13 protein-coding genes are annotated in these 13,883 nt (G+C 71.0%); 5 read left to right on the top strand and 8 right to left on the bottom strand.

What is annotated here, in order from left to right; genetic code table 11:
• Positions 1 to 25: 25 nt before the first annotated feature.
• A complete protein-coding gene (locus ASF49_RS18965; RefSeq protein WP_056476653.1) occupies positions 26 to 2,572 on the bottom strand; it encodes an ABC transporter ATP-binding protein in 2,547 nt (848 codons plus the stop codon).
• A 297-nt stretch (positions 2,573 to 2,869) separates the two neighbouring features.
• Between ASF49_RS18965 and ASF49_RS18960 the strand changes: the two genes are divergently transcribed.
• From ASF49_RS18960 to ASF49_RS18945, 4 genes are all read left to right on the top strand, one after another.
• Complete coding sequence (locus tag ASF49_RS18960; RefSeq protein WP_243214800.1) at positions 2,870 to 3,727, top strand: class II glutamine amidotransferase; 858 nt, start codon at positions 2,870 to 2,872, stop codon at positions 3,725 to 3,727.
• Between the two features lie 150 nt (positions 3,728 to 3,877).
• Entirely contained in the window at positions 3,878 to 4,618 is a 741-nt protein-coding gene (locus tag ASF49_RS18955) for a sigma-70 family RNA polymerase sigma factor (protein ID WP_056476650.1), read from the top strand.
• A gap of 170 nt (positions 4,619 to 4,788) precedes the next feature.
• Positions 4,789 to 5,199 (top strand): DUF1236 domain-containing protein, encoded by a 411-nt coding sequence (locus ASF49_RS18950; protein ID WP_056476646.1) that lies wholly within the window; start codon positions 4,789 to 4,791, stop codon positions 5,197 to 5,199.
• Positions 5,200 to 5,414: 215 nt separating this feature from the next.
• The gene (locus tag ASF49_RS18945) at positions 5,415 to 5,681 is read left to right on the top strand and encodes a hypothetical protein (RefSeq protein ID WP_156653086.1); all 267 of its coding nucleotides are present in this window, start codon (positions 5,415 to 5,417) and stop codon (positions 5,679 to 5,681) included.
• A 5-nt stretch (positions 5,682 to 5,686) separates the two neighbouring features.
• Here ASF49_RS18945 and mscL read toward each other — a convergent pair whose 3' ends face one another.
• The 6 genes from mscL to ASF49_RS18915 all read right to left on the bottom strand — a co-directional run bounded on the left by mscL (position 5,687) and on the right by ASF49_RS18915 (position 12,771).
• The gene (mscL, locus tag ASF49_RS18940; RefSeq protein ID WP_056476641.1) at positions 5,687 to 6,115 is read right to left on the bottom strand and encodes a large conductance mechanosensitive channel protein MscL; all 429 of its coding nucleotides are present in this window, start codon (positions 6,113 to 6,115) and stop codon (positions 5,687 to 5,689) included.
• A gap of 91 nt (positions 6,116 to 6,206) precedes the next feature.
• On the bottom strand, positions 6,207 to 7,079 hold the full coding sequence (locus ASF49_RS18935) for a CDP-alcohol phosphatidyltransferase family protein (protein ID WP_056476638.1): 873 nt from the start codon (positions 7,077 to 7,079) through the stop codon (positions 6,207 to 6,209).
• A gap of 9 nt (positions 7,080 to 7,088) precedes the next feature.
• A complete protein-coding gene (locus tag ASF49_RS18930) occupies positions 7,089 to 7,799 on the bottom strand; it encodes a phosphatidylserine decarboxylase (protein WP_056476635.1) in 711 nt (236 codons plus the stop codon).
• A gap of 305 nt (positions 7,800 to 8,104) precedes the next feature.
• Entirely contained in the window at positions 8,105 to 9,340 is a 1,236-nt protein-coding gene (locus ASF49_RS18925) for an MFS transporter (RefSeq protein WP_056476632.1), read from the bottom strand.
• Positions 9,341 to 9,498: 158 nt separating this feature from the next.
• Positions 9,499 to 11,676: an OmpA family protein gene (locus ASF49_RS18920; protein WP_056476628.1), complete on the bottom strand. Its 2,178-nt coding sequence runs from the start codon at positions 11,674 to 11,676 to the stop codon at positions 9,499 to 9,501.
• Between the two features lie 81 nt (positions 11,677 to 11,757).
• Complete coding sequence (locus ASF49_RS18915; RefSeq protein WP_056476625.1) at positions 11,758 to 12,771, bottom strand: DUF2865 domain-containing protein; 1,014 nt, start codon at positions 12,769 to 12,771, stop codon at positions 11,758 to 11,760.
• Between the two features lie 163 nt (positions 12,772 to 12,934).
• Between ASF49_RS18915 and ASF49_RS18910 the strand changes: the two genes are divergently transcribed.
• Entirely contained in the window at positions 12,935 to 13,453 is a 519-nt protein-coding gene (locus tag ASF49_RS18910) for a CreA family protein (protein WP_056476622.1), read from the top strand.
• 78 nt (positions 13,454 to 13,531) lie between these two features.
• On the opposite strand, the gene ASF49_RS18905 is transcribed toward ASF49_RS18910, so the two are convergent.
• Positions 13,532 to 13,870 carry a hypothetical protein gene (locus tag ASF49_RS18905; RefSeq protein ID WP_056476619.1) on the bottom strand — a complete coding sequence of 113 codons (339 nt, stop codon included), beginning with the start codon at positions 13,868 to 13,870 and terminating at the stop codon, positions 13,532 to 13,534.
• Between the last annotated feature and the right edge of the window lie 13 nt (positions 13,871 to 13,883).

Here is a 13,883-nt window from a genome sequence, read left to right as displayed (position 1 = left end):
CCGACGGCTCGATCTTCCCCTTCGATCAGCCGGCCAGGACCGTGTTGCGCTCGATGCGCAGCACCGCGTCGAAGGGCTCGACCCCGGTGAGAGCCTCGGCATCCGGCAGACAGACGATCAGCCCCCGACCCGCACGGGCCGCGCGCAGGGCCGCGAGGCGGGTGCGGATCTCGTCGCCCTTCCGGTCCTCCAGGGCGATGGCGACGACGACGATGTCCGGCCGGCGCACGAGGCAGCGGGCGAGGTCGATGGCGATGCGCTCGCGCGGACCGATGGCGTTCTCGCCGAGGCTGGCGCCCCCGCCGGCAAGACCGGGCTCGACGCGGCTCTCGAGGCCCAGCCGATAGACGGCCGGCTCCAGGCCGCCATCGGCGAGCACCCGTCGCACCAGGGCCCGCACCCGCGCCTCGGCGCCGGCCTCCTCGCCGTTGATGCGGCCGAACAGGATGTTCTCCTCCAGGCTCGCGGCGGCGGTGAGACGCGTCGGATCGTAGAATTCGACACTTCCCCGCAGGTGGGCCGGCATCAGGCGCGCGAACGAGCGGCGGGCGTCCACCAGGCGCTCCTCGAAGCCGGCGTCGATGAGGCCGAAGCGGTGCCGGGTCTCGCTGTAGCGCAGGGCCAAGCCGATCAGGCGCTTGCGGTCGCGCTGACCGGCCGGGCCGCGCCGCCAGCCCTTGGCCTCGGGCTGGCGTCCGACGAGGTCCTCGAAGAAGCCGCGCTCGGCCGCCGGGAACAGTGAGAACGTCTCGAAGAGCGGATGGTCGTCGGGCAGGTCGGCGAAGATCTCCACGAGGCTGCGGGCAACTTGGAGGCCGATCTCCGTGAGGGGGCGGCTCAGGCTCTCCGCCTCCAGGACGGCGCGCAGATACGGGTGTGCCGCGATGTGATCCGGCGCGAAGGCCGGCCCCACCGGCTCGCCGAAGAGGATGTTCTCGCCCACCGTGGCCTGGTGATTGTAGCGGGCCGGATCGAAGGGCTCGACCAGGCGCCCGGCCTTGTCGGCGGCAAGCGCCTCGCGGACCGCCCGCCGGGCGGCCACCACGGCGCGGGCGACCTCCGGCTCGGCAGCCGGATCGACGGTACCTTCCAGCCCCCGCGCATAGGCGAAGGCGTCGAGGCCGGTGATCCGCAGGGTGGCGATGAGGTCATCCGGGTCGGTGGTCCCGGCGGCGCCGTAGAGGATGTTCTGGCGCAGGGTCCCCTCGATGAGGATCGCCTCCGCACCGGCCAGGGCGATGCGCCGGGCCCGCTCCTCCGGTGCGAAGGCGCGAAGATCGATACCGCCGTAGGTGACCACGCCGGCGGAGGGTTCGAGCTGTCCGGCCAGGATCGCGGCGAGGACCCGGCTGCCGCTGCCGCGCTCGCCCAGGATGGCGACGTGGCCCGGCATCGGCAGGGTGGCGTCGACGCCGGCCAGGCGCTCGCCGGTGACGGGATCGTAGGCTCCGACTCCCTGTGCCACCAGGGCGCCCGCCTCGGGCAGGGCCATCACCGTGCTGGGTCGCGCCGGCGCACGACCTTCCAACGACGGCACGGCGACGGCGACGTCGCGGAACGGTCCAGCGAGAACGCGATGCAGGCTCGCCATCCGGAGAGTCACGGTCAGGGCCACCACCGCGAGGGCGAAGCCGCCGGCGGCGGCCAGCAGCGCCCCGGGCTCCACCGGGGCCGTGGTACCGTCATGGCCGCGCCACAACGCCACCGCGACGACGATCGCCGGCAGCAAGATCGTCAACGCCATGGAGGGCGCGCGAGCATAGGCCAAGGCGGATTCCGAGGCCTCGAGGGCGTCGCGGGTGCTGGCGCCCTTGGCGGCAAGGCGCCCGCGCTCGAAGGCCGCCGCCCCGTGAGCTCGCACCGCCGGCATGCGCCGGATCAGGTCGGACAGCGCCCGTCCGGCGGCCCCACCGGCCCGGAGGCGCAGGGTGGCCCGGTCCTGCATCCGCCGCTGGATCAGCGCCCGGGCGAGACCGGCGGCCAGGAGCCCGGCGGCGACGGTGGGCACGAGGCGCGGCGCAGCGAGGCCGGCGAGGACCAGGGCGAGAGCGACGCTGCCGATCGCCAGGGCCGGGACCAGGATCGCCAGTCCGAACAGCGTGTCGAGCCGTGCAAGCAGGTCGCCCATGGCCTGGGCCAAGGCGCGGGCCTCGTCGCGGGCGCCGGGCGGCGCGCGCAGGATCGCCTCGGTGACCCGCCCTTGCAGCGCCGCCACCGTGCGGGCCTGGGCGTGGAAGCACAGGCGGGCCACGGCCCAGCCGAGACCGGCCGAGGCGACGGCGGACGCGGCGAGCCCGAGGAAGGCCGCGCGCACGAGTTCGGCGTGCGGCAGGGTCCAACCGGCCAAGACCACGAAGGGGCCCTCGGCGGCGGGACGCCAGGGCAATGCCGCGGCGACGCGCAGGAACGGGCCGGTCGGATCGGTGTCGTGCACCTGGACGCCGAAGAGATCGCGCAGGCAGAGAAGCGCGAGCAGCGCGAGGGGGCCGCCGAGACCGAGCGCCAGCCCGACCGCGGCGGCATGTTCCCGCCGTGCGGTCCGCCAGGTGAAGGCGATCGGATCGCGGTCCATCGGCACCCTGTCCACGTCGCCCCGGGAAGTGGGGGCACGGGGAGCGGCTTAGAGGATCGCCTCCGGCGGTGAAAGCGCGGGGGCGCACCTTCAGCGGCCCCTGGCCTGCTTCTGCGCTTCAGCCGGGAATGCTTGCAGGAGTGCCGATCGTTCATCGCGACTCGCAGCGTTTCCGGAGGATTGCCGGCTCCCGTGGACAGGAAAATCCTCTAGAGTGGGCGGCCCGGCGCTCCCTTCCAGGGATGCCGCGCCCCGCAACGCCTCCCCTCCCTCCCACGCGAAGTCCCCTGAACCTCCATGTGCGAATTGCTCGGCATGAGCGCGAACGTGCCCACGGATATCCGCTTCTCCTTCGCCGCCCTGGCACGGCGCGGGGGCGAGACCGGCCCGCACGCGGACGGCTGGGGCATCAGCTTCTACGAGGGACGCGGCGCCCGTGCCTTCCACGAGCCGGAGCCGAGCGCGCAGTCGGAGCTCGCCAAGCTCCTGCGCAGGACGCCGATCAAGAGCCGCATCGTCATCGCCCACGTGCGCAAGGCCAACCGCGGCCGGGTGAACCTCGAGAACACCCACCCCTTCAGCCGCGAATTGTGGGGCCGGCGCTGGACCTTCGCGCATAACGGCCAGCTCAAGGGCGTGAAGAAGTGGCCCTTGACCTGGTTCAAGCCGGTGGGCTCCACGGACAGCGAGCATGCCTTCTGCTGGATGCTCGACCAGTTGCAGCAGCGCTGGCCGGACCTGCCGAGCCCGGCGCGCATCGACCGGGCCGTGGCCGATCTCTGCGCCGCGCTGCACGGCCTCGGCGTCTTCAACATGCTGCTGTCGGACAGCCGCACCCTCTACGCCCATTGCGGCAAGCGCCTGTGCTACCTGACGCGCTGCGCGCCCTTCGGCACCGCGACCCTGGTGGACGAGGACTGGCGGGTGGACTTCGCGCAGGAGACCGGGGCGAAGGACGTCGTCACGGTGATCGCCACCAAAGCGCTCACCCGCGACGAGTGCTGGACCGACGTGGAGCGCGGCCACGTGCTCTCCCTGCGCGACGGCGCAGTGCGCATCCTCAAGCCGGCCGATGCCAAGAGCGGCACTTCCGAAGGGCCGAGTTCCAAGCCGATCCCGCGCTCCGAACGCGTCCCCTCGTCCTGCGGCTGTTGATGCGGCGCCGCGCATAACCGCCACGGTTGTCCGGCGGGATGCGTGGCCGGCCCAGATGCGCTACAACGCCAGACATCAGTTGACCACGCGGGTGCTTCTCGGACGCCTCGGGCCGACACGAAACCTGACCGCCCCAGATTACGACGAGCCATGACACGCGACGTGACCGACACTGCCCATGACGCCCTGTCGGCCTCCGCCGACGGCCGCCCGAACCTGTCCTCGAACATCCGCAGCCATCTCGGCGAGCACCTGCGCACGGTCTACGAGCGGCTGGCGCCGGACGAGCAGCCGACCCGCTTCGCCGAGCTCATCGAGCAGCTGGAAGCCGCCCTGAAGGCGCGCGGCGAGGCGATCGAGCCGGAGTTCCGCAACGGCCTGCTCGCCGCCGTGCCGTCCCTGCGCGCCTTCGCTCTGTCGCTGACGAGCAACCCGGCGCGTTCCGACGACCTCGTGCAGGACACGTTGCTGAAGGGTTGGCAGCACCGCGCACGCTTCCAGCCGGGCACGAACCTGAACGCCTGGCTGTTCACGATCCTGCGCAACATCTTCTACTCGGACCATCGCAAGCGGGTGCGCGAGGTCGAGGATCAGGACGGGTCCTACGCCGCCCGCCTGGCCACCGCCCCGCACCAGGGCGACCGCCTCGACGTCGAGGACCTGCAGACGGCCCTGGGCAAGCTGCCGCCGGACCAGCGCGAGGCCCTGGTGCTGGTCGGCGCCGAGGGCGTCTCCTACGAGGAGGCCGCCGCGATCATGGGCTGCAAGGTCGGCACCGTGAAGAGCCGTGTCAGCCGCGCCCGCGGGCGTCTCGCCGAGCTCCTGGGCTACGACGAGGAGGACCTGAGTTCGGACCGGCTGATCCAGTCGGCGATGCCCAAGGAAGCCTGATCGGGAAGGGACGCCTGATCGAGAATCTCGGAGCCGCGTGCCCCGGACGATGCGGTCCATCCCCGTCCTTCCCGGAATTTTCAACGCATCCCTTCCGAGAGTTGGACGTTACTGCCCTGAACCCGGCAGCGCTTCACAGCGTCGCGGGATACTCGTTCAGGAGCCACACGATGAACTTCAAGACCCTTCTCGCCGCCTCCGCGATCGCCCTCAGCCTGCCCATTGCCGCCCAAGCGCAGGGCCTGGTCCGTGGCGCAGAGCGCGGCGCTCAAGAGGGTGCGGATGCGGCCGGCCCGGTCGGCGCGATCGTTGGCGGTGCCGTCGGCGCGGCCACCGGTACGGTCGGCGGCATCCTGGGCGTCGATGACCGCCCCCGCTTCCGCCAGTACGTGACCCGCGAGCGTCGCTCGTCCTACGATTACAACGGCGACGTCCGCGTCGGCGCCGTGCTGCCGAGCTCGGGCGTGACCTATTACGAGGTCCCGGCCGAGTACAACGCCCGCGGCGCTCGCTACACCGTCGTCAACGAACGCCCGGTGCTGGTCGATCGCAGCCACCGCATCGTCGAAGTGATCGACTAAGACTCTCCCCCGCGCCTTCGGTGCGGTGATTGATCGGGGCCTCCGGCGATTCCCTCGCCGGAGGCCTTTTTCTATCTGGACCTGTTCATCCCGGTCTTCGCCGGAGAGCCCTTGAGCGATGGACCGTGCAACACTTGCCGATCTCGGCCGTTACTCTCTCCGGCACGCGTTGCGTGGGTATGAATTTGTCGATGGACGCGAGGGATACCCAAAAAATGTCAGACGAGTCCACGCTCGAACCGGCCCTCCCCGAGCCGGTGCGCGATCATCTCGGCCAGCAGTTGCGGACGGTGTTCACCACCGGAGAGACGGTTCCGGACTATCTCGGCGATCCGGCCGCCCCGGAGGCTTTCGCCCCGCAGCTGAAGCGGCTCGAGGTGCGGCTGAAGACACACGAAGAAGGCACGGTCGCGGTCGAGCAGGCGCTCGAGGGCCTGCTGGGCGACCTCGGCGCAGCCCCGAAGCCCAGCGAAGCACGTTAGATCCGTCAGACCGTCGGCTTCGTCGCCAAGATATCGCGGATCTCTGAGAGGAGCTTCACGTCGGCCGGGACCTGGGCCACGGCGTCCGGCTTGGCTTGCTCCTTGCTCACGAGGCGGTTCATGGCCCGGATCACGAGGAACAACACGAAGGCGACGATGACGAAGTTCAGTGCGACCGTGATGAACTGGCCGTAGCCGATCACGGCGCCCTGCTTCTTCGCATCCGCATAAGCCGCGCCCTTCTGCACGCTCGACGAAAGGGCGATGTAGTAGTTCGAGAAATCCAATCCGCCGGTGATCGCGCCGATCATCGGCATGAACAGATCTTGCACCGCCGAGGTGACAATCGCCCCGAAGGCGGCACCGATGATGACGCCTACCGCCAAGTCGACGACGTTGCCGCGCAGCGCGAACTTCTTGAATTCCTCGAGCATCGCCCTGCCTCCGCGCGAACCGCGCCCGGACGAAAACTCCAGGCAGGGTCCAACCTAACCGAAGACGACCGGAAAGCGACAGCGCCGCGCGTCAGATGTCCACGGCGCGATCGTGCACAGGTCCCACCGGCTCGGCGGCCTCGTCGGCGGCCGCGAGCGAGGGGGAGCCCTGCCCCTCCGCCTTGGCCCGGCGGCGATACTGCGCCGCGCCGATCGGCAGGGTGACAAGGTAGCCGAGCGCCAGGGCCACCATCGCCTCGAAGGGGAAGCTGATGAACAGGCCGAAGGCCGCCACCACCACGAGAAAGATCGGCAGCACCCAGTCTCGGGGCACGCGCTTGCCCATGGTCTTGCCCGAGAAGGTGGGCACGGTGGAGACCACCAGGAGCGCGATGCAGAGCATGTAGCCGAGCACCATGGGGGCCGCCCAATGCTCCATCGGCAAGCCGAGGAAGTTGAGGTAGAGCGGCAGCATCGCCGTCAGCGCCCCTGCAGGGGCCGGCATGCCGACGAAGAAGTCCTTCTTCCAGGCCGGCCGGTTGGGATCGTCGAGCATCGCGTTGAAGCGGGCCAGCCGCAGCGCCATGGCGATGGCGAAGATCAGGGCCACGATCCAGCCGACCGAGCGCAGGTCCTTGAGCGCGAACCCGTACAGGATCAGCGCCGGCGCGCAGCCGAAATTGACGAAGTCGGCGAGAGAATCGAGCTCCGCCCCGAAGCGCGAGGTGCCCTTGAGCATCCGGGCCACGCGTCCGTCGATGCCGTCGAGGAAGGCGGCGGCCACGATGGAGATCACCGCGGGCTCGAACTTGCCCTCGAAGGCGAGGCGGATCGCAGTCAGGCCGAGGCAGAGGGCCATCAGGGTGATCATGTTGGGCGCGATCATCCGGAACGGCACCGGCTTGAAGCGGCGCGGCCGGGGCTCGTTGGCGTCGGGGGCGAAGGGCGGGAACAGGTCGTCCATGGGAACCCCTCAGATGCGCCGGAACACGCGCTCGGGCCCGCCGGCGAGATCGGCGAGCACCGTCTCACCCGCGACCGCCTTCTGGCCGAGGCCGACGAGCACGCGGGTGCCGACGGGGAGGTAGACGTCGACGCGCGAGCCGAAGCGGATGAGGCCGAAGCGCTCGCCGACGTTCAGGGTGTCGTTGGCATGCACCCAGCCGACGATGCGGCGCGCCACCAGCCCGGCGATCTGCACCACGCCGACGCGCAGGGGAGCGCCCTTGTGCATCGTCTCCATCACGAGGCCGTTGCGCTCGTTGTCGTCGCTGGCCTTGTCGAGCTCGGCGTTCAGAAACAAACCCGGCGTGTAGTGGATCTGACCGATCCGGCCCGTCACCGGCACGCGGTTCACGTGGCAGTCGAACACGTTCATGAAGACCGAAATGCGGAGCATCGGCTCCTGCGGCAGGTCGAGCTCCGGCGGGGGCAGGACCGTCGAGATGAGATTCACCCGACCGTCGGCCGGCGAGACCACGAGGCCATCGCCCACGGGCGTGATCCGCTCCGGGTCGCGGAAGAAGTAGCAGACCCAGAGGGTCAGGATCAGGAAGACCCAGCCGAGGAATTGCGCGAAGTAGGCACCGATCACCGTCAGCACGATGCCGATGACGATGAAGGGATAGCCCTCCTTGTGGATCGGCACGAGCGTCCGGCGAATCGTCTCGAGGAGGTCGGTCATGGATGTTTTCGGAAAGCCTTCGGCGGGTGGGCGGCCCGAGGCCGCCCGGGCAGGGGCCCTCTCATAAGGCACGCGAGCCCATCCGTCATACGGTTTCGGATCAGGGACGCGCGAGCGCCCTCCGGAATGGGTCGCCTGTTCGTCGTGCGTGGCCGCAGCCCGCGCAATGCCCTCGTCGGTTGCTGGAAAAGATGGCCCGCATCAGCGGTCCGGGAACGGGGTGCGACGGTTGCGGAGCGGTCGCCTCGCCCTCCTGCCTGCTCGCGGAAGGGAGGCGGAATGAGGCTGCGCCAACGGATGCCGGGTCAGCCGTCGGCCTGAACCAAGGGCGGAAGCCGCGACAGCCGCAGGGCGATGGCGAGGGCCAGCCCGTACAGGGTTGCGAAGAACGCCACCACGCCGACCCAGCCGGAATGGGCGAAGAACCAGCCGCCGGCGGTGCCGAGCACCGAGGAGCCGAGATAGTACAGGCAGAGATAGATCGACGAGGCCTGGGCCCGGTCGCGCATGGCCCGGCGCCCGACCCAGCTGCTGGCCACGGAATGCGCGCCGAAGAAGCCCACCGTGACGAGGACGATGCCCAGGATGATCACGGCGAGGTGGCCGGAAAGCGTGAGGCCGACGCCCACGAGCCCGAGCAGGATGGCGAGCCAGAGCACCTTGCGCCGCCCGAGCCGGCTCGCGATCTCGCCCGTCAGCGCCGAGGAGACGGTGCCGAAGAGGTAGACGATGAAGATCGCCCCGATGGCGCTCTGGCTGAGGGAGAAGGGCGGATCCAGCAGGCGGAAGCCGATGTAGTTGTAGATGCAGACGAATCCGCCCATCAGCAGGAACGCCTCCGCGAACAGCCAGGGCAGGCCGGGATCGCGGAAGTGCTGCCCGAAGGTGCCGGGCACCTCGCGCCAGCGCATCCGGTTGGCCCGGAACCGGCGGGAATCCGGCAAGAGGTAGACGAAGGCGATGGCGGCGAGGAGCGCCAGCACACCGATGGTGCCGAGGCCCCAGCGCCAGGAAGCGTGGTCGGCGATGATGCCGGCGAGCAGCCGGCCGACCATGCCCCCCGCCGCGTTGCCGCCGATCAGCAGGCCCATCGAGAGGCCGATGGCGCGCCCGTGCATCTCCTCGCCGAGATAGGCCATCGCCACGGCCGGCAGGCCGGAGGCGGCAAGTCCCGTCAGGGTGCGCAGGGCCAGGAAACCGTGCCAGCTCGGTACCAGGACGGCCACGATGGTGAGGAGCGCCGAGGCGAAGAGCGAGGCCACCATGATGGGCTTGCGGCCCCAGACTTCGGAGAGCGGGCTGACCACCAGGAGCGCGATCGCCAGCATGGCGCAGGGCAGCGACAGGGCGAGGCTGCTCTCGGCTGGCGAGACCGCGAAGTCATCGGCGAAGACGGGCAGCAGCGGCTGCACCCCGTAGAGCACCGCGAACGTGGAGAAGCCAGCGGCCCCGAGGGCGATGGCGGTGCGGCGGAAGGCCGGCGTGCCGGCTTCGATCAACCGCGCGCCCGGCTCGTCCGGCCGCCCCTGCGCCTCATCCATGCCGGCTCCTGTTCCGGGCCAACTTGTCGGAGCCGGCCCTCACGCTCCCGGCGGGTATAGGCCGGACCCACAGGGCAGGAAACCGGGTCCGGCGCCGGGGGATCGGAAAAATCCCCCGGCGCCGGAGGTTTGCGGCGACCGGCGCCGTGGACGGAGGCTCAGCGGGGCGGCGGAGCCGCCTCGCCCTGCTGCTGGATCAGGGGCGTGATCCGGCGGACGGTGACCCGGCGGTTCTCCCGCGAGGCGTTCTGCGTGTTCACCTTCAGGTTCTGCTCGCCGTAGCCCTGGGTGGTCAGGTTCTCGGGCGGCACCTGGAAGGTCTGGGTGAGCACCGTGGCCACCGACTGCGCCCGACGATCGGAGAGCGAGAGGTTGTCGATGTCGGAGCCCACCGCGTCGGAGTAGCCCTCGATCAGGAAGACCTCCTGCGGATTGGCCTTGATCGCCCGGTTCATCGCCGCCGCGATGGTGGAGAGGCGGGCGGCCTGATCCGGCGTCACCGTGAACGAACCGGTGTCGAAGTTGATCGTGTCGATGTCGACGCTGCGCATGCGGGCTCGCAGCTGCGGGCTGTAGCGCACTTGATCGAGCGTATAGCGCCGGTCCACCGCGACCACCGGCGGGGCCGAGAGCGCCTCGTATACGGTGCGCTCGTCGGCCCCGTCGTAATCGACGATGTAGCGGTCGCGCGGGATGCGGATGTCCGGCGGCGGCAGCTCGACGACGTCCTCGTAGATCGGCCGGCGCGCGCCGCCGCCGAAGCTGTTGTCGATGATGACGACCTCGCGCCCGTCGCGGAAGCGGCGCGAGCGGCGCACGAGGCGGCCGTCATCGTCCACGATGGTGACGATCTGCTCACCACCGGGACGGTCGAGATACGTGATGGTGTCGCCGCCGCGACGCTCGCTGCGGTAGGCGCGCCGGTCGAGGTCACGGAAGCGCTCGTTCTCGTCGTGGCGGATGAAGTAGTTGTCGCGGTCGCGCACGATGATGCGGCCGGGCTCCCGGATGTAGGTCCGGCCCCCTTCCGAGAACTCGCGACGGTCGCGGCGTACCTGCTCGTAGTCGCGGACATCGTCGTCGTCCCGGAAGCCGCCGGGAACGTAGCCCGGGCGCCCCGGCGCGTTGAAGCCGCTGCGCGCGTCGCGGCGCTCGAAGGCGTCGCGCCGCTCACGGTCTTCACGCCGGTCATCGACGCCCCGGTCGTCGCGACGGGCATCGCCAGGGCGGAGATCGGGCCGGCCCGCATCGTCGCGGCCCACGCCTTGCCGATCGGGGCCGTTCCGATCGGGACCGTCGCGGCGCAGGTCACGGCTGCCGGCATCCCTAGCCCCGGGATCGCCGCTGCCCGGAACCGGACCGTCCCGGTCAGGCCGCGCATCGGCCGGGCTGGCACCGGCGCCCGGGCGCCCGTCGGGGCGCTGGGCGTCCGGGTTGGGGGCGCCCGGCGGGACGAACGGGCGCCCCGGGACACCGGGCCGCGCATTGGGAGCGACGGCGCCGGGCTGGCCGGGTTGCGGCGTCGGCTGGGCCGGCTGACCCGGGGCACGCGGCTCGCCGGGCGCATTCGGGCGGCCGGGCTGGGCGGCGCCCGGCACGTTCGGATTGGCGGGGTTGGCCGGATTGCGGATCTCGGGCGCGCTCGGCGCCGGGGCGGGTGCCGGGGCTTGGCGCGGCTGCACGGGCGCCGGACGGTTGGGCTCGGGTGCTGTGGGGCGCTCGGGCGTGTTCGGCCGTTCGGGGGTACGCTCGCGCGCGGCCGGCGGCGCCGGCGGACGCTCGGCCGGCCCCTCGGCGCCCGGAGTGCGCCGCTGTGGAGCCTGATCGCGGTCCGGGCTGGGGCTGCGCTCGTCGCGGGCAGGGCGCTCCTGGCGCGATTCGGACCGCTCGGGGCGGGCCGCGGGACGCTCGGCCGGAGCGCGTTCCTGGCGCTCCTGGCGCGGCTCGGGACGTTCCGGACGCGGCTCTGGACGCTCCTGGCGCGGTTCGGGCCGGGGAGCCGGGCGCTCGGGACGCGGCTCAGGGCGTTCCTGACGGGGTTCGGGTCTTTCCTGACGCGGTTCGGGCCGGGGAGCCGGACGCTCCTGGCGCGGCTCGGGGCGCTCTTGGCGGGGTTCCGGCCGCTCCTGGCGCGGCTCGGGCCGCTCGCGTCCGCCACCGGGCGGCCCGCCGCGAGGCCCCTCGCCACCCCCGCCTCGCGGCCCCTCGCCCGGCCCGGCTTGAGCCAGGAGGATAGTGGCGCTCGACGCAGAATCCTGACGAGCCAGACCTGGCCCCGAGAGAACCAGGACAGGCAGGACCGTGCCGGTCAGGAGGAGGTGGCGGATGCTCCGCATGGAAGGTCACTCACGTCGTTGATGTGGCCTTCGGAACAGAATGCGAGCGGGATGGTTCCCGTTTCTCGCTTGGCATCCCCCTCAGGGGGTGCCCTGACGCGTCGCGGTCGAGAACAGGTTCGGGGCGATGATCCGAACCGGCTGGCGCTCCTCTCCGGTCGCCGGGGTTGCCGCGACGGCCGGCTCCGGCGGAGCGGCGGCATCGGTGGCGACGGCGGTGCTGCGCGTGGCGGCGTCGGCGGCGAGCACCGCGGCGGTCTTGTCGGCCCGGCCGACCAGGGTCAGGCGCACCTTGGGCGGACGCGACAACGCCTCGGCCTGCATCGGCGTGACGAAGATGTCCCCCTTGTGCCGCACCAGCATGCTCTCGGCCTTGACCAGCGACTGCGCCCAGCTCTGGCCCTCGCGCTTGCACGAGCAGTTCGGCGTGAACGAAGTGCGGAACTTGAAGGCGTTGGGCAGGGCGGTGTAGGCGCGGCTTCCCTTCACGGTGGCGGCCTGCTTCAGGGCCTCGTCGCCGTGCGGCATCGAATAGGCGGCAGCCTCGGCCCCCGGGCAGAGCGCTTGGCAGAGCTCGTCGGCGCCCTCGCGCCCATCGGGCAGGTTGGTCATCGGGAAATAGGAGCCGTCGCAGGTGCGCACGCAGATCACCTGCGCGCCGCCCCGCGCCCGCGCCTCGCCCGGCGTTCCATCTGCCCGGATCAGGCTGCGGCTCGCCGCATCCGTGCAGGCGGAGGCGATCGCCTCCGTGAGCTGCTGCCGACGGGCGGCCGTCACCTCGCCGTTCTCGGCGCCGTAGCCGGCATTGAGGGCACGGATGCGCTGCTCGACGGCGCCGCATTGCGGGGGCCGTGAATCGAAGAACAGGAACCGCCCGCCCTCGCAGTTCAGGGTGCGGTAATAGGCGTTGAGCCGGCCGATCTCGTTCTGCAGCGCCCGCGCGGTGCTGGCCCCGTCGCTGAGTCCGGCGAGTTCCGAACGGTAGCGCAGGCAGGCGGAGGTCTGCGCCTCGGCGGCACCCGTCAGGGCGGTGGCGGTGAGGACGCCGGCGAGCACTCGGACGAGCGTGCGGATCTGGGAGGGGATCAGCGGCATGGCCTGATTGCAATGAATGGCGGGACGCCGCCGCGCGGGGCCTCCTTGCGGAGACTTCGGCGAAGCGGAGGCGAACGGGCTCAACACAAGTTTATTAGCCACCCTCGCACGACGGCGACACCCTTCCCACATGCGCCCCGAACAAACGGAGGGGAATGATACGATGATGTGGCTTCGGGGTCTCACAGGCTGCGCGCTGGCGCTGGGGCTCGGCCTCGCCGCGCACTCTGCGCGCGCGGACGATGCGGACCGCATCTTCGACAAGTCGACCGTGTGGCGTCCGTTGACGCCCAACGACAAGCTCGTGGTCTACGGGATCGACGATCCGTCGGTGGCCGGGGTCGCCTGCTGGTACACGCAGCCGGAAAAGGGCGGCATCAAGGGCACCCTCGGCCTGGCGGAAGACGTCTCGGACATCTCGCTTGCCTGCCGTCAGGTCGGCCCGGTGCAGTTCAAGGAGAAGTTCAAGCAAGGCGCGGTGGTGTTCAGTGAGCGCCGGTCGCTGATCTTCAAGTCGATGCAGATCGTGCGCGGCTGCGACACCAAGCGCAATACGCTGATCTACATGGTCTATTCGGACAAGGTGATCCAGGGTTCGCCCAAGAACTCCACCTCGGCCGTGCCGCTGATGCCCTGGGGCACCGAGCCGCCGCCGCGCTGCGACGCGTTCATGGAGAAGTAGGCCGCCAGGCCGGGCCGCCTCCGCGGGGATGGCCCGGCTGCGTGTCGAGCCCAAGGTTCGATCGGGCCTGGGAGAGGATCAATCCTGACAGGTGATCCGGATCGGACGCTCGGCGGCCTTCGCCACCGGGGCCGGCGGGATCGCACCGGTGTACTCGTCCTGGGCGGCGACGCCGAAGGAGCCGGCCGAGGCGAAGCCCTGTGCCTCGCACCAGGCGTTGGCCACCACCTGGCCGCAGGCGCTCTCGCCGTTGGTGAGGCAGTCGCCGACACCGTAGCCCTCGCTCGACGGGATCAGGAACGTCTTTTCGACGGTGCCGGGCGCCTTGGCCGGGCTCTCGCCGTCGGAGGCCAGGGTGCCGTGAACGGTGAGGGCGAGGGCGAGGAGAGCGCCGATACTGGCGGCCGCGCGGCGCATGGGCAGAACCTTG

This window comes from Methylobacterium sp. Leaf104 (genome assembly GCF_001422885.1).
GTDB lineage: Bacteria > Pseudomonadota > Alphaproteobacteria > Rhizobiales > Beijerinckiaceae > Methylobacterium.
This window is presented reverse-complemented; position numbering and strand designations above follow the sequence as displayed.